24 protein-coding genes are annotated in these 22,123 nt (G+C 69.5%); 15 read left to right on the top strand and 9 right to left on the bottom strand.

The window, feature by feature from the left end; all coding sequences use genetic code 11:
- Positions 1–8 precede the first annotated feature (8 nt).
- Positions 9–680, bottom strand: coding sequence for a two-component system response regulator PhoP (phoP, locus tag ACZ60T_RS26965; protein WP_469668354.1), 672 nt, complete (start codon positions 678–680; stop codon positions 9–11).
- 5 nt (positions 681–685) lie between these two features.
- Complete coding sequence (phoR, locus tag ACZ60T_RS26960; protein WP_365624891.1) at positions 686–1,987, bottom strand: two-component system sensor histidine kinase PhoR; 1,302 nt, start codon at positions 1,985–1,987, stop codon at positions 686–688.
- Positions 1,988–2,223: 236 nt separating this feature from the next.
- Between phoR and phoU the strand changes: the two genes are divergently transcribed.
- From phoU to ACZ60T_RS26935, 5 genes are all read left to right on the top strand, one after another.
- The gene (gene phoU / locus ACZ60T_RS26955) at positions 2,224–2,913 is read left to right on the top strand and encodes a phosphate signaling complex protein PhoU (RefSeq protein WP_365624894.1); all 690 of its coding nucleotides are present in this window, start codon (positions 2,224–2,226) and stop codon (positions 2,911–2,913) included.
- Between the two features lie 133 nt (positions 2,914–3,046).
- Positions 3,047–3,199, top strand: a complete 153-nt coding sequence (locus ACZ60T_RS26950) for a hypothetical protein (RefSeq protein ID WP_365624897.1) — start codon at positions 3,047–3,049, stop codon at positions 3,197–3,199.
- Positions 3,200–3,338: 139 nt separating this feature from the next.
- Positions 3,339–4,070 (top strand): ferritin-like domain-containing protein, encoded by a 732-nt coding sequence (locus ACZ60T_RS26945; protein WP_469668202.1) that lies wholly within the window; start codon positions 3,339–3,341, stop codon positions 4,068–4,070.
- Between the two features lie 54 nt (positions 4,071–4,124).
- A complete protein-coding gene (locus tag ACZ60T_RS26940) occupies positions 4,125–4,724 on the top strand; it encodes a sporulation protein (RefSeq protein ID WP_469668353.1) in 600 nt (199 codons plus the stop codon).
- Positions 4,721–5,203 carry a hypothetical protein gene (locus ACZ60T_RS26935; RefSeq protein ID WP_469668200.1) on the top strand — a complete coding sequence of 161 codons (483 nt, stop codon included), beginning with the start codon at positions 4,721–4,723 and terminating at the stop codon, positions 5,201–5,203. Before ACZ60T_RS26940 ends, ACZ60T_RS26935 begins: the two co-directional genes overlap by 4 nt.
- A gap of 186 nt (positions 5,204–5,389) precedes the next feature.
- Here the strand turns inward: ACZ60T_RS26935 and ACZ60T_RS26930 are convergent, their stop codons facing one another.
- Positions 5,390–5,989, bottom strand: a complete 600-nt coding sequence (locus ACZ60T_RS26930) for a hypothetical protein (RefSeq protein ID WP_469668199.1) — start codon at positions 5,987–5,989, stop codon at positions 5,390–5,392.
- Positions 5,990–6,456: 467 nt separating this feature from the next.
- Positions 6,457–7,218: a phosphoglyceromutase gene (locus ACZ60T_RS26925; protein ID WP_365624906.1), complete on the bottom strand. Its 762-nt coding sequence runs from the start codon at positions 7,216–7,218 to the stop codon at positions 6,457–6,459.
- 202 nt (positions 7,219–7,420) lie between these two features.
- Between ACZ60T_RS26925 and ACZ60T_RS26920 the strand changes: the two genes are divergently transcribed.
- Positions 7,421–8,674, top strand: a complete 1,254-nt coding sequence (locus ACZ60T_RS26920) for an MDR family MFS transporter (RefSeq protein ID WP_469668197.1) — start codon at positions 7,421–7,423, stop codon at positions 8,672–8,674.
- A gap of 137 nt (positions 8,675–8,811) precedes the next feature.
- Here ACZ60T_RS26920 and ACZ60T_RS26915 read toward each other — a convergent pair whose 3' ends face one another.
- Positions 8,812–9,312, bottom strand: a complete 501-nt coding sequence (locus ACZ60T_RS26915; RefSeq protein ID WP_365624912.1) for a type III secretion system chaperone family protein — start codon at positions 9,310–9,312, stop codon at positions 8,812–8,814.
- Positions 9,313–9,335: 23 nt separating this feature from the next.
- Complete coding sequence (mshA, locus tag ACZ60T_RS26910; RefSeq protein ID WP_469668196.1) at positions 9,336–10,673, bottom strand: D-inositol-3-phosphate glycosyltransferase; 1,338 nt, start codon at positions 10,671–10,673, stop codon at positions 9,336–9,338.
- Positions 10,674–10,971: 298 nt separating this feature from the next.
- On the opposite strand from mshA, the gene ACZ60T_RS26905 reads away from it, so the two are divergent.
- The 3 genes from ACZ60T_RS26905 (at position 10,972) to ACZ60T_RS26895 (ending at position 14,707) form a co-directional block, all read left to right on the top strand.
- Positions 10,972–11,763, top strand: a complete 792-nt coding sequence (locus ACZ60T_RS26905) for a class I SAM-dependent methyltransferase (protein WP_469668195.1) — start codon at positions 10,972–10,974, stop codon at positions 11,761–11,763.
- 258 nt (positions 11,764–12,021) lie between these two features.
- Positions 12,022–13,104: a C40 family peptidase gene (locus ACZ60T_RS26900; RefSeq protein WP_469668193.1), complete on the top strand. Its 1,083-nt coding sequence runs from the start codon at positions 12,022–12,024 to the stop codon at positions 13,102–13,104.
- A 316-nt stretch (positions 13,105–13,420) separates the two neighbouring features.
- A complete protein-coding gene (locus ACZ60T_RS26895) occupies positions 13,421–14,707 on the top strand; it encodes a PP2C family protein-serine/threonine phosphatase (protein WP_365624924.1) in 1,287 nt (428 codons plus the stop codon).
- Between the two features lie 18 nt (positions 14,708–14,725).
- On the opposite strand, the gene ACZ60T_RS26890 is transcribed toward ACZ60T_RS26895, so the two are convergent.
- The 3 genes from ACZ60T_RS26890 to ACZ60T_RS26880 all read right to left on the bottom strand — a co-directional run bounded on the left by ACZ60T_RS26890 (position 14,726) and on the right by ACZ60T_RS26880 (position 16,439).
- Positions 14,726–15,070 carry a DUF2516 family protein gene (locus ACZ60T_RS26890; RefSeq protein ID WP_365625171.1) on the bottom strand — a complete coding sequence of 115 codons (345 nt, stop codon included), beginning with the start codon at positions 15,068–15,070 and terminating at the stop codon, positions 14,726–14,728.
- Positions 15,071–15,190: 120 nt separating this feature from the next.
- Entirely contained in the window at positions 15,191–15,829 is a 639-nt protein-coding gene (locus tag ACZ60T_RS26885) for a hypothetical protein (RefSeq protein ID WP_365624927.1), read from the bottom strand.
- A 130-nt stretch (positions 15,830–15,959) separates the two neighbouring features.
- Positions 15,960–16,439: a helix-turn-helix domain-containing protein gene (locus ACZ60T_RS26880; RefSeq protein WP_469668192.1), complete on the bottom strand. Its 480-nt coding sequence runs from the start codon at positions 16,437–16,439 to the stop codon at positions 15,960–15,962.
- 457 nt (positions 16,440–16,896) lie between these two features.
- On the opposite strand from ACZ60T_RS26880, the gene ACZ60T_RS26875 reads away from it, so the two are divergent.
- The 6 genes from ACZ60T_RS26875 to ACZ60T_RS26850 all read left to right on the top strand — a co-directional run bounded on the left by ACZ60T_RS26875 (position 16,897) and on the right by ACZ60T_RS26850 (position 22,110).
- Positions 16,897–17,703, top strand: a complete 807-nt coding sequence (locus ACZ60T_RS26875) for an AAA family ATPase (RefSeq protein ID WP_469668352.1) — start codon at positions 16,897–16,899, stop codon at positions 17,701–17,703.
- A 2-nt stretch (positions 17,704–17,705) separates the two neighbouring features.
- Positions 17,706–18,641, top strand: a complete 936-nt coding sequence (locus ACZ60T_RS26870; RefSeq protein WP_469668190.1) for a hypothetical protein — start codon at positions 17,706–17,708, stop codon at positions 18,639–18,641.
- 189 nt (positions 18,642–18,830) lie between these two features.
- A complete protein-coding gene (locus ACZ60T_RS26865) occupies positions 18,831–19,475 on the top strand; it encodes a class I SAM-dependent DNA methyltransferase (RefSeq protein WP_469668189.1) in 645 nt (214 codons plus the stop codon).
- 248 nt (positions 19,476–19,723) lie between these two features.
- A complete protein-coding gene (locus tag ACZ60T_RS26860) occupies positions 19,724–19,915 on the top strand; it encodes a hypothetical protein (RefSeq protein ID WP_469668187.1) in 192 nt (63 codons plus the stop codon).
- 216 nt (positions 19,916–20,131) lie between these two features.
- Positions 20,132–20,914: a class I SAM-dependent methyltransferase gene (locus tag ACZ60T_RS26855; protein ID WP_469668185.1), complete on the top strand. Its 783-nt coding sequence runs from the start codon at positions 20,132–20,134 to the stop codon at positions 20,912–20,914.
- Between the two features lie 98 nt (positions 20,915–21,012).
- A complete protein-coding gene (locus ACZ60T_RS26850; RefSeq protein ID WP_469668184.1) occupies positions 21,013–22,110 on the top strand; it encodes a MerR family transcriptional regulator in 1,098 nt (365 codons plus the stop codon).
- Positions 22,111–22,123 lie beyond the last annotated feature (13 nt).

Here is a 22,123-nt window from a genome sequence, read left to right as displayed (position 1 = left end):
TCGTCGGCTTACGGCTCGAACTTGTAGCCGAGGCCGCGGACCGTCACCAGATAGCGCGGGGCGCTCGGGTCCGGCTCGATCTTGGCGCGCAGCCGCTTGACGTGGACGTCGAGGGTCTTGGTGTCGCCCACGTAGTCGGCGCCCCAGACACGGTCGATGAGCTGCATACGGGTCAGCACGCGGCCCGCGTTGCGCAGCAGCATCTCCAGCAGGTCGAACTCCTTGAGCGGCAGGTCGACCTTGGCACCGGCCACCGTGACCACATGGCGGTCTACGTCCATACGGACCGGACCGGCCTCCAGCGCGGCGGGCGTCACCTCCTCCGGCTCGCCGCGGCGGCGCAGGACGGCCCGGATACGGGCGACCAGCTCCCGGGAGGAGAACGGCTTGGTGACGTAGTCGTCGGCCCCTATCTCCAGCCCGACCACCTTGTCTATCTCGCTGTCCTTGGCGGTCACCATGATCACTGGAACGTTGGAACGGCCCCGGAGCTGACGGCAGACCTCCGTGCCCGGCAGTCCGGGCAGCATCAGGTCGAGCAGGACGAGGTCGGCGCCGTTGCGCTCGAACTCGTCGAGACCGTCGGGCCCGGTGGCCGCGATGGCCACCTCGAAGCCCTCCTTGCGGAGCATGTAGGACAGGGCGTCGGAGAAGGACTCCTCGTCCTCGACGACGAGCACTCGGGTCACTGAAGGACCTCCGGGGAGGGATGCGGTTCGTACGGGGAAGAGACGGTGGTCGTCCCGTCGGGTCGGCCGTCCTCGTCATCGAGTCCGGTCGGATGGCCGGCCGCGCGGTCGCGGGCCACGCCCGCTTCCGGCAGCCGCAGAGTGAAGGTGGAGCCCTGACCCGCGGAACTCCACACGGTGACCTCCCCGCCGTGCGAGGCGGCCACATGCTTGACGATCGCGAGACCGAGGCCCGTACCGCCCGTGGCACGGGAGCGGGCCGGGTCGACGCGGTAGAAGCGCTCGAAGATGCGCTCCTTGTCCTTCTCGGAGATGCCGATGCCCTGATCGGTCACGGCGATCTCGATCAGATCCCCGCCGGACGCGGTCACCCGGCGCGCCGAGATGCCGACGCGGGTGCGCGCGGGCGAGTAGTTGACGGCGTTCTCCACGAGGTTGCCGAGGGCGGCGGCCAGTTGGCCGCGGTTGCCCCACACGTGCAGACCGGCGCCGCCGCTCTTGGGGTCGCGCCCCGGAGGCGTCCAGATGTTCGAGGCCATGGTGATCTGCTTGGTGCCTGCCTGGTGGCGGCACCGGTCGACGGCCTCGGCGACCAGTTCGTCCACGCGGACCGGCTCGGCGTCCTCCAGCGGGTCGTCGTTCTGCACCCGCGAGAGGTCGATCAGCTCCTGGACCAGGTTCGTCAGCCGGGTCGCCTCGATCTGCATACGGCCCGCGAAGCGCTCCACGGCCTCGGGGTCGTCGGAGGCGTCCATGACGGCCTCGGAGAGCAGCGACAGGGCGCCGACCGGGGTCTTCAGCTCATGGCTGACGTTGGCCACGAAGTCACGGCGCACCGCCTCGATGCGCCGGGCCTCGGTGAGGTCCTCGACGAGGAGCAGCACCAGCCGGGAGCCGAGGGGCGCCACCCGCGCGGAGACGGCGAGGGCTTCGCCGCGTCCGGTGCCCCGGCGCGGCAGGTCCAGCTCGACCTGGCGGATCTCGCCGTCACGCCGGGTGTCCCGCGCCATCTGGAGCATCGGCTCTACGGCGATCTTCCCGCCGCGTACGAGACCGAGCGCGTACGCCGCGGAGCTGGCCTTGACCACGGTGTCGGCCTCGTCCAGGACGACGGCCGAGGAGCCCAGTACGGACAGCACCGTGTCCACACCGGGCGGCAGCACGGACTCGGGGTGCGAGGAGGTACGGGTGGGGCGTTTCTGGTCGCGCTCGCTCCAGCGGAACGCCAGCATGGCGATGACACCGGTGAGTACTCCGGCGATCGCTGCCGCTGCGGCGACCGCCGCGTTCACGTCCATGCATCCAGGTTAGGCACCTGCTGTCCCCTGCCCCCAGCCACGGGAGTGCGACCTGGACCACTCGTCGCCCAGAGTTCACCTTGGAGCAAGGAGTGATTCACCGGGGATGCCGGAAACAGTCGCGTACGGGCCGGAACGTGGGAGCGTGGGGTGCGGAGGCCCCGTGGCCACCGTGGTCGCCATGGCGGTGGGCTCCCGGCCCCCGCCCCGAAGCGGACGTGAGAGAGGGACACCTGATGCGGGACGCGTACCACGAGGAACTGGACTCGATCAGTGAGGGCCTGGTCGACATGGCCCGACTCGTCGGGTCGGCGATCGGGCGCGCCACGACGGCCATCCTCGACGCCGACCTGAAGCTGGCGGAAGCGGTGATCGAGGGCGATCAGAAGGTCGACGATCTTCAGCACGAGCTGGAGGCACGCGCCATAACCCTCCTCGCCCGTCAGCAGCCGGTGGCGACGGATCTGCGGATCGTCGTCACGTCCCTGCGGATGAGCGCCGACCTGGAGCGCTCGGGCGACCTGGCCCAGCATGTCGCGAAGCTGGCGCGGCTGCGCTTCCCCGAGCGCGCCGTCCCGCACGACCTGCACGCGACCATCCTGGAGATGGGCCAGCTCGCGCAGCGTCTGATGGCGAAGGCGGCCGAGGTCATCATCACGAAGGACGTCGACCTGGCGCTGCAACTGGAGCAGGACGACGACGAGATGGACCAGCTCCACCGCACGCTCTTCCAGCACCTGATGGACGACCGCTGGAAGCACGGCATCGAGACGGCCGTGGACGTCACCCTGCTGGGCCGCTACTACGAGCGCTACGCGGACCACGCGGTGGCGGTGGCGAAGCGGGTGGTGTACCTGGTGACCGGCGAGCACGCGGACGAGCTCCAGCCGGAGATGCCGCCGGTGACGGGGGCCGAGGGGGCCTGACGGAACGGGGGCGCCCGAGGGGCTTGCCCAAGGCCCTCGGGCGCGCACGAGCCTCCGTGCGCCGTTGATGCGCCGGGTACGGCGGGCGTGCAATGGGTACGGCACCAGTCTCGAAAGCCTCGAGGAGGGCCCCATGGCCGAGACCCCCAGCACGCCCGACCCCACGCAGGAGCGCGACACCCCACAGCCCGCCGATCTCAGGAGCCTGCCGTTGGTGGGCGCGTGCGGCTGCGGCTCGGGCTGCGGCTGCGGCTGCCAGTCCGGCGCGCCGTGCCAGTGCGGCTGACGAGCGGGACCGTCCGATCGTCTTGATCGCCGCCCTGCTCGTCCCGTGAGCAAGGTCTGTTGCTCAGGGAACGGTTCACTGCCCGCGAGCGTCGTCCCTCTCCAGGGCACGCGACCGTGCCCCGGAGAGGGGAGACCGGGTGGGTACGGGCGACTTCGCCAAGTGGACAAGGCGGTTCGAGGACGAGCGTGAGCGCAGGAACGCTCTGGGCGACCCGGACTGGGAGCGGGGTGCGCGGCTGCATCCGGCGGTCTGGGCCAGTATCCAGCGCTTCCAGGTCGGTGAGGACGGTGACGGAGCCAACCTCGTCGCCAAGGCGGACGAGGCGGGCGACGCCGACTACACGCGCGCGGTACGGCTCTTCGTCGCCGAGGAGCAGAACCACGCCCGTCTCCTCGCCCGGCTGCTGGCCTCGGGTGGCGTACGGACGTTGACCGGCCACTGGAGCGACACGGTCTTCGTACGCTTACGGCGCCTCATGGGCCTGCGGCTGGAGCTGCTGGTCCTGATGATCGCGGAGTTCGTGGCCCTGCGCTATTACCGGGCCCTGCGCGACGGCACCGACGACCCCCTCACCTCGGATGTGGCGGGACGGATCCTGTCCGACGAGGAGCGCCATGTCCCGTTCCACTGCGAGCGGTTGCACGCCTCGATGGCGGAGTTACCTCGCGTGATACGCCGCCCGGTGATGGCCCTGTGGCGGCTCCTTCTCCTGGCCGTCACCGTCGTCGTCGCCGCCGACCACGGCCGGGCGCTGCGCCGACTCGGCATCCCACGCCTGCGGTTCGTCTCCGATGTCATGACCTCGTCCGCCGAGGTCGTCTCCGCGGTGCTGGAGCCGCGCCCGGACGCCTGGACGAGCACGGGCTGACAACGGCCGTGCCAGGCCGCCGCGTTGAGCCCGCTGTAGCCGGGGTTCAAGCGGCTGTTCGGGATCGGGGACCCGGACGAGGCGGTCGAGGTGGACACGCGGGTCCGGGGGCCGGTGTATCCGGGCGGTGAGGTGAAGGGCGAGGTCCTCCTCAGAGGCGACACGCGCGACACGCGCATCGAGGGCATCTACCTGCGCTTCACGGTCCGGTACACACACTACAGCGGCGAGCAGCGCGACTACGAGTTCGACAGTTGCGTCGCCAGGCCCTCGGACATCACTCTGCGCAAGGGCGAGCGGCTGTCCTGGGAGACGCCGGTGAGCGAACTCGGCGGACGGGCCCTGGGAGTGGTGCTCTCGGTGAAGAGCAAGCTCCGTCGCACTTGGGGCGACGAGGGCGTGGAAGTCGACAACGACTTGCTGCACATCTCGGCCCTGCCCCTGCACGAGGCCGTCCTGGACGCGTTCACGGAGGAGGGGTACCACTGCGACTCCGCGTACGTCGTCGACGAGTCCATCCCGAACACGGAGCACCACCACCGCCGTTTCCCCGCCGCCCCGAGATGCGTCGGCAACTGGCAGCACCTGAGCCCTACTTCGAGCCGGAGTGGGACGACAGCGCTGTCAGTGCTGCATGGCACTGTGCCGCCATGACGACAACGACAGAGCTCACCCTCTTCGCCGACTACTTCCAGATACACGTCTCCGATGCGGATTCGGACGGTGATCTCAGCGACGCGTGGACGGATCAGGCCGTTACCGATCACCTCGCGGTTGCGCAGGATGCGCTGGGCATTGGCACGGCGGTCAACGTCAACGTATCCGTCACTGTCGTTGTCCTGCCTCAGGAGCCGAGTGATGACAGCTCGGAATTCGATCACGTGGTTGAGGCCAGCCTCGATGTGTCGTTGGGGCGCCTGATGGTCCTGGGCTGTACGGACTACGCCCCCGATGCGGCTACGTTCGAGGTCCCGGCAGGCTGGAATCGTGTCCGCGTGTCCCGGAACAACTTGGCTCGGGCGGCTCAGGCCGACATCGACGCTGACGAGAGCCCCGAAACCACCGAGAGAATCCGCATCCAGGTGTGGCCGGCCCCGGAACTTCCAGCAAAGATCATCAAGCGGTGGTCGTAGCTCGGCGGAGTGTCGATCGTATGGACCACACACCAGCGAGCATGGCGAACCCGTAAGGCACACCGTCCCATGACTGCGGCAACAGGGTTTTGAGCCACCTGGTTCCCACAGCAATCAGCACGAGGACTAGGAGCAGCAAAGGGCGCCGGACAATGTGCCTGACCATCGGGACGTCGGGGTAGCGGGTCATTCTTCTCCTCTCGTCGCCTTCCGGAAGGCGTTGGCCATGCTCGTTGCATGACTCCTCACTTCTTTGTCGTCGTCTTCTACCGCTACGGCATCCAGAAGTTCCAGGAACTCCGGCCATTCGGAATACCCAATGGCCGTGATTCCGCTCAGACGCACACTCGGCGATGAGCTTCTCATTGCTTCAAAATAGGTGCGCACGTACGGTTTCGTCGGATGTTCCGGAGCTCCGATACCCGATCGAATGAGCGCCAGCCCTTTGATCTTGGGAGTACGGGCCATTACCACTTCATCGAGGAGTTCCTCAGGTGTGTAAAATTCTAGATTCGCTTCCATGAGTTGAGTCACATAAGGATCAAGATCCGAGGTCGAATTGCTCGTGATGAGCATGTACGACGTCCGCTCCTTACTGTCACTCAAATAGCTGAGCCCAACCCCCGATGACATCTCCCAAGCAATGTGCAGCGCTTTCTTCCTGAAGCCCTTGTTCTCAGTTTTGCCGACCTCCTGCCACCCCCTCTCCATGGCTACCCTGGATGCAGTCGATGCGGAATCGTATTGCCGCAGAATGAAGCGACGCGAGCGATGCGTGATACTCAACTGACTTTCCATCGGTTGCCCTATTACCTACGTCCGAAGGGAAGAGAATCGTTTATTGAAGCGGTCTCGATTCTGCTACCAGCTCTTTACGAGCCTTCGCTTCGGATACCGTATCAGCGCGTCGACATCGTTTACTTTCTCCTTCACCATTCCTCCAAAAGCGCGACTTCGCGATTTGCGAGCAACTGCACCTGAGGTCGACCTGATCACCTCCGGACTGAGTTCGTGGCACAGCCGGGCGCTGGCGCGCCAAGCGCCTGTCACCCTCCTGGAGGGCTGTCTGCGTACAGGGTCCAGTCCGCTGTCGCTGTGCTCCAGAGCGTCGGCGCCAGAGCGGAGTGGAAACAGGAACCGGAGCCCGGAGAGCACACGGCCCCATCACCCCAACGGCCCGCAGGCGGCCCCAGAGCGCGAAGAAGCCCCCTCCCAGCGGAGAATCCGCAGGCAGGGGGCTAACTCGTGGGCGCTTACTTCTTCTTGCCCTGGTTCTTGACCGCCTCGATCGCGGCTGCTGCCGCGTCCGGGTCGAGGTAGGTGCCGCCGGGGGTGATCGGGCGGAAGTCGGCGTCGAGTTCGTAGGCCAGGGGGATGCCCGTGGGGATGTTCAGGCCCGCGATGTCGGCGTCCGAGATGCGGTCGAGGTGCTTGACCAGGGCGCGCAGGCTGTTCCCGTGCGCGACGACCAGGACCGTGCGGCCGGTCAGGAGGTCGGGGACGATGGCGTCGAACCAGTACGGGAGCATGCGGCCGACGACGTCCTTCAGGCACTCCGTCTGCGGGCGCTCCTCCGGCGGGAGGGTCGCGTAGCGCGGGTCGGAGAACTGGGAGTACGTGTCGTCGCGGTCCAGCTCCGGCGGCGGGGTGTCGTAGGACCGGCGCCACAGCATGAACTGCTCCTCGCCGAACTCGGCGAGCGTCTGCGCCTTGTCCTTGCCCTGGAGGGCGCCGTAGTGGCGCTCGTTCAGGCGCCAGGTGCGGTGGACCGGGATCCAGTGGCGGTCGCAGGTCTCCAGGGCGAGCTGGGCCGTGCGGATCGCGCGCTTCAGGAGGGACGTGTGGAGCACGTCGGGGAGCAGGCCGGCGTCCTTGAGCAGGTCACCACCGCGGACCGCCTCCTTCTCGCCCTTCTCGTTGAGGTTGACGTCCACCCAGCCGGTGAACAGGTTCTTCGCGTTCCACTCGCTCTCGCCGTGGCGGAGGAGGATCAGCTTGTACGGTGCGTCGGCCATGGTCCTGAGCGTAATCGAACCCTCCGGACGCCTGCGCGCCCGCCCGGCGTACGAAACGGCAGGCCCGGAACGGCTGCCCAGCGGCTGGAATACGACGGCTGATACGACGGTTGACGACATCTGTTAATCGAGTGGCTCCGTCCGATCCCTCTTCGTAAGGTGTCGAAGCGATCTGTACCGCTTACACCCTGGGGGATTCCTGATGCCGCTCACCGCCCTGAGACGCGCCGCACGACAGAGCGTCTCCGGGCTCCCCCGTGAGTTCTGGTGGCTGTGGACCAGCACGCTCGTCAACCGTCTCGGCGGCTTCGTCGCCACCTTCATGGCGCTGTATCTGACCCTGGAGCGTGGGTACTCCGCCTCGTACGCCGGTCTCGTCGCGTCGCTGCACGGCCTCGGCGGGGTCGTCTCCTCCCTCGGCGCGGGCGTGATGACCGACCGGCTCGGACGACGGCCCACCCTGCTGATCGCCCAGACGTCCACGGCCCTCTCCGTCGCCCTGCTCGGCTTCATGCACGACCCGGTGGCCATCGCGGCCGTCGCCTTCCTGGTCGGCATGGCGAGCAACGCCTCGCGCCCCGCCGTGCAGGCGATGATGGCCGACATCGTCCGGCCCGAGGACCGGGTCCGCGCGTTCTCCCTCAACTACTGGGCGATCAACCTGGGCTTCGCGGTCTCCTCGATGGGGGCGGGCTTCATCGCCGAGTACAGCTATCTCGCCGGGTTCCTGATCGAGGCGGGGATGACGATGGTCTGCGCGATCGTCGTCTTCGTGAAGCTGCCGGAGTCGCGTCCGGAGCCGACGGCCAAGGAAGCCGCCGAGAGCGTCGGCCTCGGGACCGTTCTGCGCGACGGCCGCTTCATGAGCGTGGTCGGCCTGTCCTTCCTGGTCGCGCTCATCTTCCAGCAGGGGTCGGTGGGCCTGCCGGTGGCGATGGGCAAGGCGGGCTTCACCCCCGCGGACTACGGCATGGCGATCGCCGTCAACGGCGTCCTGATCGTGGCGCTCCAGATCCCGGTCACCCGCTTCATCGAGCACCGCGACCCGCGTCGGCTGCTCGTCATCTCGTCCCTGCTCGCGGGATACGGCTTCGGACTCACCGCGTTCGCGGGCTCGGTCGGCGTCTTCGCGCTGACGGTGTGCGTGTGGACGCTCGCGGAGATCGTCAACGCACCCACCCAGACCGGCCTCGTCGTCCGCCTCTCCCCTGTGCACGGACGCGGTCGCTACCAGGGCATGTACACCCTGTCCTGGGCGGTCGCGGCCCTGACCGCCCCCCTGATGTCCGGCTTCGTCATCGACCGCCTGGGCACGGAGTGGCTGTGGGGCATGTGCGCGGTGATCGGCACGGGCGCGGCCCTCGGGTACGGGGTTCTGATGCGCCGCCTGCCCGTGGAACAGCCGGTGGCGAAGGCGCACGTGGAGGCGGCCGAGCCGGAAGTCCGTACGGCCTGAGGCCTGTGACGGGCCGTCCGCCGCCACCTTCCCCACAACCGCGTCGAGGAACGTCACGTCCACAGTGGCCGGATACCGCTCCCGCTCGACGAGGTAACGCCTGGTGTGCGGCTGAGCCCCGGCCCTCCCGTCGGGGCTCAGGACTCCGGGCGTCCGGTCAGGTGGCTGAACGCCTCCAGATTGCGGGTCGACTCGCCGCGTGAGACGCGCCAGGCGTACTCCTTGCGGATCGCGGACGCGAAGCCCAGTTCCAGGAGGGTGTTGAAGCTTCCGTCCGCCGCTTCCAGGACCGAGCCGAGCAGGCGGTCCACCTCGTTCGCGGTGACGGCGGTGAGCGGGAGCCTGCCGGTCAGGTAGATGTCGCCGAGCGGGTCGACGGCGTAACTCACCCCGTACAGCTTGAGGTTGCGCTCCAGCAGCCAGCGGTGCACCCCGGCCTCGTTCTCGTCGGGGTGCCGGATGACGAACGCGTTGACGGACAGGGAGTGCTTGCCGACCAGGAGCGAGACGGTCGTGGACAGCTTGTGCGTCCCGGGGAGCTTCACGACGTACGAGCCGGTACGCGGGCTCTCCCACTCCAGTTCGGCGTCCTTGAGGGTCTCTTCGATGACCCGCGCCGCCCGCTGTTCCTCAGCCATGCCGGGAGCCTACGCGACCGCTGTCAGCCGTGGTACGCGCGGACCCGGCGCCGATGGGCCTGGATGGCGGCCGTGTAGACATCGGCCGTCGCGCGGGCGGCCGTGTCCCAGCCGAAGGACCGGGCATGCCGGGCCGCGGCCTCGCCCAGCCGGAGGGACAGCCCCGGGTCGTCGGCGAGTTCGCCGAGGACGCGCGCGTAGGCGGCCGGATCGTGCCCCTGGACGAGGAATCCGGTCCGGCCGTCCTGGACGGCGACGGGCAGTCCGCCGACCGCGGCGGCCAGCACCGGGGTACCGGCCGCCTGCGCCTCGATGGCGACCAGTCCGAACGACTCGTTGTGCGACGGCATCACCAGCACCGACGCGGCGCGGAACCAGTCCGCGAGCTGGTCCTGCCCGACGGGCGGATGGAAGCGCACCACGTCGCACAGCCCGAGCCGCGCGGCCAGCTTCTGCAGCCCCTCCGGCCTGGCCAGACCGCGACCGCTGAGCCCGCCCACGACGGGTACGACGATGTGGGGGCGCAGTTCGGGACGCTGGTCGAGGAGCACGGCGACGGCGCGCAGCAGGACGTCGGGGGCCTTGAGGGGCTGTATGCGCCCGGCGAAGAGGGGGATGAAGGCGTCCTGCGGCAGCCCGAGGCGGGCGCGGGCGGCGGCACGGCCGTCGGCGGGCCGGAAGCGCTCCAGGTTGACGCCGGGGTGGACGACGGCGACCTTGCCCGGGTCGGCCGCGTAGTGGCGTACCAACTCCTCGGACTCGTCGGCGGTGTTGGCGATGAGCCGGTCGGCGGCGGACACGATCTGGGTCTCGCCGATGACACGGGCGGCAGGCTCGGGGGTGTCGCCCTCGGCGAGGGAGGCGTTCTTGACCTTGGCCATGGTGTGCATGGCGTGCACCAGGGGGGCGCCCCAGCGCTGGGCGGCGAGCCAGCCGACATGGCCGGAGAGCCAGTAGTGGGAGTGCACGAGGTCGTAATAGCCGGGCCGGTGGCCGGCCCAGGCCTGCATCACGCCGTGGGTGAAGGCGCAGAGCTGCGCGGGCAGGTCCTCCTTGGCGAGGCCCTCGTACGGACCGGCGTCGACATGCCGGACGAGGACGCCGGGGGCGAGGTCGACGCTCGGCGGGAGCGCGGCGGAGGTGGCGCGCGTGAAGATCTCCACCTCTATGTTGATGGCCGCCAGCCGCTGGGCCAGCTCCACGATGTAGACGTTCATGCCGCCCGCGTCGCCCGTGCCGGGCTGGTGGAGCGGTGAGGTGTGCACGGAGAGCATGGCGACGCGGCGGGGGCGGCGGTGCAGCCGCAGCCTGGGGGGAGCCGCCGGAGAGCGACGCCCGAGCCTGCTCACATACTGGCTCACCTGGCGTTCCTCCTTGTTGCGGCCATGCCCGACGGACGGTGCGGACCCTCTCTCCAGGGGTGGGAACACCAGAACGCGGCGCTCCATTTCCCCCACACGTCGCTTTACCGAATCATTACCAAACTTCGCTCAACCGTTCGAGGCGTGGCGGGGTACGGGGGTGCGCTGCGGGAGGGCCAGTGGGGTTATCCACAGGCTGCTCGGCCCCGTCATCCGGCCGCTTACTCTCGTACACATGCCAACCCGCACCTCGCCCCTCCCCCGCTCTCGGCCTCGCTCGGCCGGGGGGACCCCCGTCGTGGGCACGGTGACGCGCGGGACCACCAATCCGAACCGGCTGCGCCGGATGGACCGCTGGATCGCCGCGGTCCACGGCGCCGAACTGCGCCGTACGGCGGACCCGGTCGCCGTCGACCTCGGCTACGGCGCCGCGCCGTGGACCGCCGTGGAACTGCTGTGCCGCCTGCGCGGTGCCGCGCCCCGCGCCCGCGTGGTCGGCGTCGAGATCGAGCCCGCCCGGGTCGCCGCCGCGCAGCCGTACGCCCGTGAGGGCCTGGTGTTCCGGCACGGCGGCTTCGAGGTACCCGTCCCCGGCCGCCCGTCCCTGATCCGCGCCGCGAACGTGCTGCGGCAGTACGAGGAGCGCGAGGTCGCGGCCGTCTGGGAGCGGCTGTGCGCCCGGCTCGCGCCCGCCGATCCGGCGTCCGGCTCCTGTGGCGGACTGCTCGTCGAGGGCACCTGCGACGAGATCGGCCGCCGCCACGTCTGGGTCGCCCTCGGCCCCGAGGGCCCGCGCACGGTCACCTTCGCCACCCGGCTCGGCTCGCTGGACCGCCCGTCCGACCTGGCCGAGCGGCTCCCGAAGGCGCTCATCCACCGCAACGTCCCGGGCGAGCCCGTGCACGCCTTCCTGCGCGACTTCGACCGCGCCTGGGCCGCCGCCGCGCCCTACGCCTCGTACGGCGCGCGCCAGCGCTGGATACGCACGGTCCGCCAACTGACGGCGGACTGGCCGGTGACCGACGGCCCGACGCGCTGGCGCCAGGGCGAAGTCACCGTCTCCTGGGGGGCGTTGGCCCCTCAGGCGTGAGCCCGCCCCACCCCGGGGCGCTCACCGCTCCACCCTCGCGCCCCCCAAGAGGACGTTCCTCCTGCGTCGTTCGTCACATTCGCGGAAGAGCGCCGTACGCGGGCCGGTGCGGGGGAAAGGAGATCGTCGTACTGGGTACGGCAACGGGAGGGACTTTCGCGCGCTCGAGCCCCACCTCTGTCACATTCCGCGCCGACATGGCACGATCCCCCAGGCGACCGCTAGTTACTGACGGTAAATCAGATGTGGGGGCGACATATGGGATCCGGCAAGCGGACCCTGACCACGGCGGCGATCGCCCTGGTCTGCGCGGTCAGTGTGCTCGGCGCGCCAGGCGCGGCACACGCGACTCCGAGCCGGCCGACTCCGGCACCCACTCCGTCCGGCGGCCCGACTGCGGCCCCCGACAAGGACCTTGAGGCGATCCGCCAGAAGCTGAACGACCTCTACCACGACGCCGCGGTCGCCACGGACGCCTACAACGCGGCCGAGGAGAAGGCCGACAAGCAGTCGAAGCAGCTCGTCGAGCTGGCCCAGGAGATCGTCAAGGGCCAGGAGAAGCTGACCCGGCTGAAGGACCGGGCGGGCGCGGCGGCCCGCGCCCAGTACCGCGGCGAGGGCCTGCCTCCCGAGGTGCGGCTCTGGCTGAGCCGCAACCCCCAGGAGTTCCTCGACGGCGCGGGCACCGTCCGCCAGGGCGAGCACGCGACCCAGGGCATGCTCACGGAGCTGACGCGCACCCAGGACGACCTGAAGCAGTACGCGAACGACGCCTCCGAGCACTGGAAGAAGCTCGAGGCCAACCGCAAGGCCAAGGCCGAGGCCAAGAAGAAGATCGAGAAGCAGATCGGGACGGCCCGGAAGGTCGAGTCCCGGCTGAAGAAGCAGGAGCAGCAACGGCTGCGGAAGCTGGAGGAGGAAGCGGCGAAGAAGGCGCAGGCCTCCTGGCTCGGCTCCGGCATACTGCGGGAGATCAACGGCAAGGCGTCCGAGGACGGCCGCAGAGCCGTGGACTTCGCGACCGACCAGATCGGCAAGCCGTACCAGTGGGGCGCCGTGGGCCCGAAGTCGTACGACTGCTCGGGGCTGACGTCGAAGGCGTGGGCGGCGGCCGGTACGGGCATTCCGCGCACCTCGCAGGAGCAGTGGAGACAGCTCCGGCACGTCGGCGTCAAGGACATGCGCCCCGGCGACCTGATCATCTACTTCAAGGACGCCAGCCATGTCGGGATGTACGTCGGCGACGGCACGATCGTCCACGCGCCGCGGCCCGGCCGGACGGTGACGCTCGCGGGAGCGGGCACGATGCCGATCCTCGGGGTCGTACGGCCCGACGCGTGAGCACACGGTGGACACCGCTCCTCGACGGGCCGGGCACCGCCCGTCGAGGGGCCGGACACGCCGTGACGTCCCCCCTGTGACCTGGCGCACGCCACCGCCGCGTCAAACCTCCGCACGGCGTGACATTCCTCATCCCCGGACCGGCCGCGCCCTGTCCAACTGCGGTACGGGATGCGGCATATGACGTCAGCCTGATTCCGCGCGTCACCCCACCGGGCATTCCGTTGCGACCACTGCTCCCGCTATGGTCCCCGTCGGTGGGTCGAGGTCCCTCGCCCCACCGTGCCCTCGGGGGGAGGGAAGGAACCCAGACACGATGCCCGTACCCGTACCGCGGCAGAGGGTGACCCCGGCCGTGGAGAGTGGTCAGGCTCCCGCCGGGCCCCCGCCGGGGACCTCGGCCGCACCCCGGACCAAGGGCGGCCCGGCCGACACGCTCACCCTGCTGGTGATCGAGGACGATCCGGCCGGTTCACCGCTCCTGCCCGAGCTGCTCGACTCGGCGGGCCGGCCCATCCGGCTGCGTACCGCCCGTAACCTCACCGAGGCCGGGCGGCTGCTCACCGACGACGTCCACTGCATCCTGCTGGACCTCGCGCTGCCCGCCCCCGGACGGGCCGACGAGGAAGGCGACGAGCTGGCCGTGCTGCGGCATGTGCTCGAACTGGCACCCCGCCACGCCGTCCTCGCGCTCACCGCGTCCGGTGACGCCGAGCGCGGCGCCGAGGCGGTCCGCGTGGGCGCCCAGGACTACCTCTTCCGCGAGGAGCTGGACGGACGGCTGCTGAGCCGCGCGATCCGCTACGCGGTCGAGCGGAAGCGCTCCGACACGACCGAGCGGCGGCTGACCGAGTCCCGGCTGCGGGCGCAGGAGAACCGCCGCCTGGAGCGGGGCCTGCTGCCCACCCCGCTGCTGGACGGCTCCTCCCTGCGCTTCGCCGCCCGCTACCGGCCCGGCCGTTCCCGCGCGCTGCTCGGCGGCGACTTCTACGACACCGTCCGCACCCCCGACGGCACGGTGCACGCGATGATCGGCGACGTCTGCGGGCACGGCCCGGACGAGGCCGCGCTCGGCGTGGAGCTGCGCATCGCCTGGCGCGCCCTGACGCTGGCGGGCCTGTGCGGCGACGACCTGCTCGCCACGCTTCAGCAGGTCCTGGAGCACGAGCGCGACAACGACGAGATCTTCGCGACGCTGTGCACGGTGGACATCGCGCCGGACGGACGCAGCGCCGGGCTGTGCCTGGCCGGTCACCCCTCACCGCTGCTCGCCCGTCCCGACCGCGCGGCCGAGCTGCTGCCGTACGACAAGAACGGCCCGGCGCTCGGCCTGCTGCCGCGTGCCCGCTGGCCGCGTACGCAGGTGGAGCTGGGCCAGGTCTGGAGCCTGATGCTCTACACCGACGGTCTGATAGAGGGCCACATCGGCGAGGGCACGGAGCGGCTCGGCCAGGAGGGCATGGTGAACCTGGTCCGCCGCCGACTGGCCGAGGGCCTGAGCGGCAAGGAACTGCTGCGCACCACGGTGAACGAGGTCCGCGACCTCAACGGCGGAGAACTGACGGACGACGTCGCGGTACTGCTGCTCGACCGGGGGCCGTGAGCGAGATCGCGGGGGGGTCTACCGGCCGCCGTTGTACGGCCCGTACGGGCCGTCGCTGCTGCTGCCGCCGCGGCGTCGGCGGCCCCAGCCGCCGCCCGATACCTGGCTGAGGGCCGGGCGGACGTCCACGAAGAAGACGATCGTGGCGATGAGGCCGATGATCTGCAGGAAGAGGATGGGCACCAGGAGGTTCACCGCGACCGTGAGGCCGAGGATGATCAGCCAGAAGCCCTTGTTCTGCTTGTCCGCGGCGCGGTACGCGTCGTCCCGGAACAGCGCCGCCATCACCAGTGCCACCACGGCGAGCACCAGAATGGCGGTGAAGAGCAGCCACATCAGGCCGCCGAATGCCGTCATCAGCACAATGCCCACCACCCGAGTCGAGTCGTTCCTCCGGCCACCGTACCCGTGTCCGGCGGCCGTGTACCCGTAAGAACGGGCCGGAGACTTCCAGAGTGCCCGGCCCGTTCCCCGTCGTGGCTTCTACTGGGCCGGCGGCATGGTCTTCTTCGCCGCGGGCTTGCGGGCCGGGGCCTTCTTCATCGCGGGCTTCCTGGCCTGCTCGGCCTCGGACGCGGCCGGCTTCGGCTCGTCCTTGACCTCGACGGGCTCCGCGGACGGCTCGACGGCGACCGCCAGCTCCTCGATCCCGTCGGCGGCCTCACCGCGCCAGGTCCGTACGGCCTGCTCGCCGTGTTCGGCGACCTTCTCGTAGGTCTCACGGGCCCTGACCGCGTACTCGGCGGCGACGCCCACGCCCCGCAGGGCGAGGTCCTGGGCGCCCTCGCTGAGCTTCTTCAGGTCGGCGTCGAGGTTGCTGCCGAGCTTCTTGATGTCCAGGTCGAGCGAGCTGAGGATCTCGCCGACCTTCGTCTGGATGCTCTCCTGCGTCTCCTTGACCCGGGCGGAGGCCTCCTTGGCACGCGCGGTCGCCTTCTCCTGCACGACCTTGGGGTCGGCGTTGCGGACGGCGTCGATACGGGCCGGGGCCTCGGCGCGCAACTGCTCCATCAGGCCGGGCACCTTCTTGGCCTGCTGGAAGGCCAGGTCGGCGGTGCCGGCGGCGAAGTAGAGCGGGGTCGGGTCGCTGAGGGTCTTGCGCAGGTCGTCGGTGATGGCCATGGGGATGGTCCTCCCGGTTCGGCTTTCGGTTGAGGGTTGAGGGGCGGTCCGCGGGCGCCTTCCCGTCGTCCCGATGATCCTGATCGTCCCGATCATCTCGGTTGCCCCGATCGTCTCGTCATCGTCCCGGTCAACTGACCGTCGGCCGCGGACCGACGTCGCCGCCATCGGCCGTATGGGGGCCGGGGGCCGCGGCGTCCTGGGTGTCGTCGTCCGCGTCCTGAGCCGCCGCGCCTGCCCGCGCGGCTTCGAAGCCGTTCTCCTTGCGGAAGGACTCGTAGATCTGGAGCAGCACCTGCTTCTGCCGCTCGGTGAGCGTGGGGTCGTGGAGGAGAGCGGCGCGTGTCGCCTCTTCCCTCCGCCACTCCTGCGGGTCCCGTTCGGCGTCGAGGATGCCGGCCCGCACGTACAGCGTCTCGGCGGAGATCCGCAGCGCCTTGGCGACCTGCTGGAGCACCTCCGCGCTCGGCTTGCGCAGCCCGCGCTCGATCTGACTCAGATACGGATTGGACACCCCGGCGGCATCGGCGAGCTGCCTGAGCGACAGTTGCGCGTTGCGCCGCTGTTCGCGCAGGTACTCACCAAGACCGCCGACGTTGAGCGATGCCATGCCTCCACCTTGCCTCATCGGCGCTAACTCTTGCAAGCATCTGCTTGCAAGAGTGTGTCGAACCCGTTGACCTGCCGGTCGGCGACTGATCCTGACACCGACCGGCCTGTCCTGTCTCTGCGATGTGTAGGCAGTCCCATTCATCTGTAGGCATACGGGGCTGGGTCCCGGTCATGTGTAGGCAAGTTCTGGAGAGTTCCGGTCTTGTGTAGGTACGGCGGTCACGGCGCTTCTACGGTCGGAGCGGCTGGTCGGCGTCGTACCGGAGGCCCGGGATGGATGCGGATGAGGTGTCGGCGGAGGACATCGAGCTGGAGTACGTCAGCACGGCCGGTGTCCGTGAGCGGGGGCCTTTGGTTGTGGCCGGTGCGGTTCGAGTCCGTACGACCCGAGCGTCGGTTCCCGGCTTTCCGAGGCCAGGGCAACTGGTGCGGCTGGCACGTCCACGGTCAAGGACATCGCCCACCAGGGGCGGCTTCTGACCCTGCTCAACCAGCGCGAGCACGGCGCCCGTCGCGGACTCATCGTCTCCGGGGAGTGGACCACCGGGAAGACCACCGCGCTCAAGCAGCTCGGCCGCCTGCACGAACTCCGTGTCCGGCAGCGCTATCCGGGAAGCGACCCGGTCGTCTACATCACCGCCCCGCCCAAGGGCTCGCCGCGCAAACTCGCGATGGAGTTCGCCCGGTTCCTCGGCCTGCCCGTGATCGGCCCGCGGCACAACACCATCGACGTCACCAGCGCTGTCTGCCAGGTGCTCATCGAAGCGCGCACGGACCTGGTCCTGGTCGACGAGATCCACCTGCTCAATCACGCCACCATCGCCGGGGAAGACCTCTCCGACCACCTGAAGTACTTCACGGAGCACCTGCCCGCGACCTTCGTCTATGCCGGCATCAACGTCGAGCAGTCGGGGCTGTTCACCGGCATCCGCGGCAAGCAGCTCGCCGGCCGCTGCGTCCTTCTTCGCACCGGCCCCTTCCCCCTCAACACCGAGTGGCGGTCTTTGATCGCGTCCATGGAGAACACCCTGCGCCTCCACCAGCACGAGCCGAACACCCTGGTGAAGATGGTGAGATACCTGCACCAGCGCACAGGCGGCATGATCGGAAGCCTTTCCCACCTCGTTCGGGCCGCGGCCATTTCCGCGATCCTCGACCAGAGTGAACGCATCACGCGGGCCACGATCAAGAACATCCGCATCGACCACAGCAGCGAATCCTCCGGCCACGGCCGTCCCTCGTCCCTGCCCCACGCGGGATGAACATGTTCCGCCCGGCTCTGATCCGTCCTCTGCCCATCCCTCTGCCGCCGTTTCCCGGCGAGTGCGAGTCGTCCTACTGGTCCCGACTGGCCCTGGCCAACCATGTCCCTCTGGCCCGGCTGCGGGCACCGTCACGCTGGCTGGAATCGCAGCTGACCAGCGTCAATGTCCTCTGCATCCTCAGCGGTCAGACTCGACAACGCCTGGTCCGCACACTCCCTGACCTTCAGACCGACGGCCGCCCTGCGGATCGGCCCGCCATCCCGGATGACCACGTCCTTCGCTGGGCCTGCCGCCGCTGCGTCGTCGCGCGCACCGGCGCGGCACTGCCCGCCCAGATCTGGGCACCCGTCCACGACAACGTCTGCATCCGCCACAAACTCTGGGTCGGTCAGCACGTCTACGCGCCCGAGGAGCAGCTCGATCTGTCCCGCACCCCCGATGTCGTTCGAGCACAGCAGAAGTACTGGCGCCTTCGCCGACATCACGGCCCGGCCCTGATCGACCTCTGCGAAGAACTCACCACAGGGCTCTGGACAGGCCTCGCCCACCGCCACTACCGGCTCGTCCACCGCGCCGAGACCCTTCACGACCTGGTCCGAGTCAAAGGACCCGAAGTCGAGCCGGACAGGAAGGCACCCTGGCTGACAGCAGCCGGTTTCCCCGAACGCGTCGCGCTGATCCACATGTTCACGTCACCCCACTGGAGGAAACTGGCGATGAGCGACGACTTCTACGTCTCCCTCAGCAGCATCGCCCAGTTCCACCAGCGCTTCCCCACCAAGAGCACGCTTCGGGGCACCAGCCGCGTCTGGCTCACGAAGACCGTCAAGTCATCGGCCGCGGAGATCGAGTATCGGCTCGGCAACCCCGAGGCCGTGGCCACGCTCATCGCCAACCGTGACGCCCCACACCTTCCTCGCCCCACTCAGCTCTGAGCGTCCCTGGTCAACGGCCTACGCTGCCCGGACCCATCTGAGATGGGACAGCTCGGCATCGGTCGAGATCCTAGGACGCTGTTCCTTCTCGAAGGATCTGGTCTCCGTCTCAAGTGGCCTGGTCTGATTCGTCGTTGAACTCAGTTGCTCTGGTTCGTCATCCTGACCGCTGCACTACTCTGTCGAGCCATGAACGCGGACCACTGGTTGGCAGACACCCGGACCTCCTACGACACGGTCGCTGTCAGCTATGCCGACCAACTACGCGAGGCTCTGGCCGGGGCGCCATATCTTCGGGCGGCTCTGGCGCTGTTCGCCGACTTAGTGCACGCCGCTGGCAGTGGCCCAGTGGCGGACGTGGGCTGCGGACCTGGACACGTCACCGCTCACCTGCACAAGCTGGGTGTGGACGCTTTCGGCATCGACCTTTCATCCGGGATGATCGACATGGCTCGACGTGACCACCCCAGCCTGCGGTTCGAGGTGGGCTCGATGACCGACCTCGACCTCGCAGATGCTTCAGTCGTCGGCCTGCTCGCATTTTGGTCGTTGATTCACGTCCCCGACGAAACAGTGCCCACGGTCTTCGGCCACTTCCGGCGCGTGTTGCGTCCCGGCGGACCACTGCTGCTCGGCTTTCACGTCGGCGACGGGTCAAGGCTGAAGACGCAGGGCTACGGCGGCCACCCGATGAACGTCCACGTTCACCGCCGCCAGCCTGACCAAGTGGCGGCCTGGCTACGCGATGCCGGGTTCACCGTCGAGGCCCAAATGCTGATCACCCCCGACGAGAGCGTTCCAGGTGCGGTCCTCTTCGCACGCCGTCAGTCCTAGCCACGCCAGCGGTCCGGTTGCGGCCGACGGCACAGCGAAGTCGGACCACATCAACTGAGATCGGCCTGAGCGCAGGGACGAGCCTGGTCAGGTGGGCGGCTGCCTACGGTTGGGTGGGACGGGCGGAGGGAAGCTCGTCCCACCCAACCGTAGGCACCGCACGTCAGCACCTCGCCCTGCTCACAGTTATCTGGGACAGGACACCGGTCGGCCACGGAGAGGTGGGTTTCGCACGCCGGGCACGTCGCGTGGCCGAATACGTGGGTCAGTGCGTGGGCGACCTCGTGTCGGCCGTCGGCGCGGGCGATGGCGTGGAGACGGCGGCCGATGCCGTCCAGGTTCGCCGGGGCGGCCGGGAGCAGCGGTCTCTTCTCGACATCGCCGTCGCCGTCCGAGAGCGCGTAGTCCTCGCTGGCAGCGCCGCGAAGCCGGCCGAGTAGACGCTGCCCTGATGGCACAGCGCCGACCACAGGTCGCTCCACAGCTCGGGCTTCGGTTCCGGGGCGATCCGGTCCAGCAGGGTGGGTATGTCTTGCGCCGAGCCATAGGCATGGCTCAGTCGCGACCCATCCGTCATGCGGGGATCCGACCAGCCGGAACAGCCCGGCTCGAATCCCGCGTCCCGCATGCCCCCTTCCGCTGCCAGGAGGCCCTTCATGACCACCTCGTTCCGTCCCGACTTCGGGCTCACCGCGCAGGACTACGGTCGCCACCGCGCCGGATTCCCGCCGCAGATCGTCGCCCACCTGTACCGGCACGGCATCGCCTTCCCCGGCAAGGACGTGCTCGACCTCGGGACCGGTACCGGCGCCCTTGGCCGGCTGTTCGCGCGGGCCGGGGCGCGAGTGACCGGGCTGGACCCGGCGCAGCCGCTGCTGGAGCAGGCTCGGGAGCTGGACAGGGAAGCCGGAGTGGAGATCGACTACCGGGTGGGCACGGCGGAGTCGACCGGGCTGCCGGACGCGTCGTACGACGTGGTGAGCGCCGGTCAGTGCTGGCACTGGTTCGACGCGCCGAAGGCCACCGCCGAGGTACGGCGGCTGCTGCGCCCCGGCGGCCGGGCCGTCATCGCCCACTTCGACTGGCTGCCGCTGCCGGGCACCGTGGTCGAGGCGACCGAGGAGTTGATCCTCTCCGTCAACCCGGCCTGGACGATGGGCGGCGGCACCGGCCTGTACCCGCGCTGGCTGACCGACCTGGCGACCGCGGGCTTCACCGGTATCGAGACCTTCTCCTTCGACCTCGCCGTGCCGTACTCGCCCACGGCGTGGCGGGGCCGGATCCGGGCCAGTGCCGGAGTCGGCGCCGCGCTGCCGACGGACGAGGTGGAACGGTTCGACGACGCCCTCGGCCGGGTGCTGAACGACCGCTTCCCCGGCGAGGTTCTCGACGTCCCGCATCGCACCTGGGCGGTGGTGGCCACCCGCGGCGAGGGCTGACGTATGCGACCGGAGGGCGGTGGTTGACCTTCACCTTGGGGGAAGCCGCAGCATCGGTGGGGCCGGGCGACGTGCTCGGTACGAGGGAGGGGCGGGGCATGGGGTTGCTGACCATCGGGGCGTTCGCGAAGGCGTCCCGGCTGTCGCCGAAGGCACTGCGGCTGTACGACGAACTCGGTCTGCTGGCCCCCGCCCGCGTCGACCCGGTCACCGGCTATCGCCGCTACGCACCGGAGCAGTTGGACCAGGCCCGACTGGTCGCCTGGCTCCGGCGGATCGGGATGCCGCTGGCCCGTATCCAGTACGTCTGCACGCTGGAGGCGGGCCCGGCGGCCCGCGAGGTCCGCGCGTACTGGGCCGCGGTCGAGGCCGACACCGCCGCGCGGCGGGACCTGGCCACCTTCCTCATCGACCAACTGACCTGGAAGGACCCTCTCATGACCGCGACCGCCCAACCCCTGGGCATCCGCTACGCCGCACTGTCCGACACCGGGCTCGTCCGGGAGAGCAACCAGGCCACCGCCTACGCGGGCTCCCGACTGCTCGCCGTCGCCGACGGGTTCGGCAGCGCGGGGGCACCCGCGAGCGCCGCCGCCGTCGACGCGCTCAAGCGTCTGGAGACCGAGAGCGTCCCGGCGGGCGATCTTCTCGACGTCCTGGAGGACGCCGTCGAACAGGCCGGGCGGGCCGTGCGGGGCGTCGCCGGGGCCGGAGCGTGGCCGAAGGGCGCCGGTACGACCCTCACGGCGATGCTCTGGACCGGTTCGCGTCTGGCGCTCGTCCACATCGGTGACTCACGCATCTACCTGCTGCGCGACGGGGAGTTGTTCCAGATCACCCATGACCACACCCTGGTGCAGTCGATGATCGACGAGGGGCGTCTCACCCCGGAGGAGGCCGCCTCGCATCCCCAACGGTCCCTGCTCGTACGGGGCTTGGGCGAGGGCGCCGACGGCACCCCCGAACTGCGCCTCCAGGACGCCCTGTCGGGAGACCGGTATCTGCTCTGCTCCGACGGTCTGTCCACCGTCGTGCCGACCGAGGAGATCCGCCGGGTACTCAGCGAGACCGGTGAGCCCGACCGGGCGGTCCGCGAACTGATCGCCCTCGCCAACGAGTCCGGTGGCCCCGACAACGTCAGTTGCGTGGTCGCCGATGTCGTGGAGTTGGCGCAGTGCACGTACAGGAACGTGTAGGCACCTGATCGCG

This window comes from Streptomyces sp. NPDC104371, from assembly GCF_055583785.1.
Note: the sequence above shows the minus strand (reverse complement) of the source record. Positions and strands in the feature narration are given on the sequence as shown.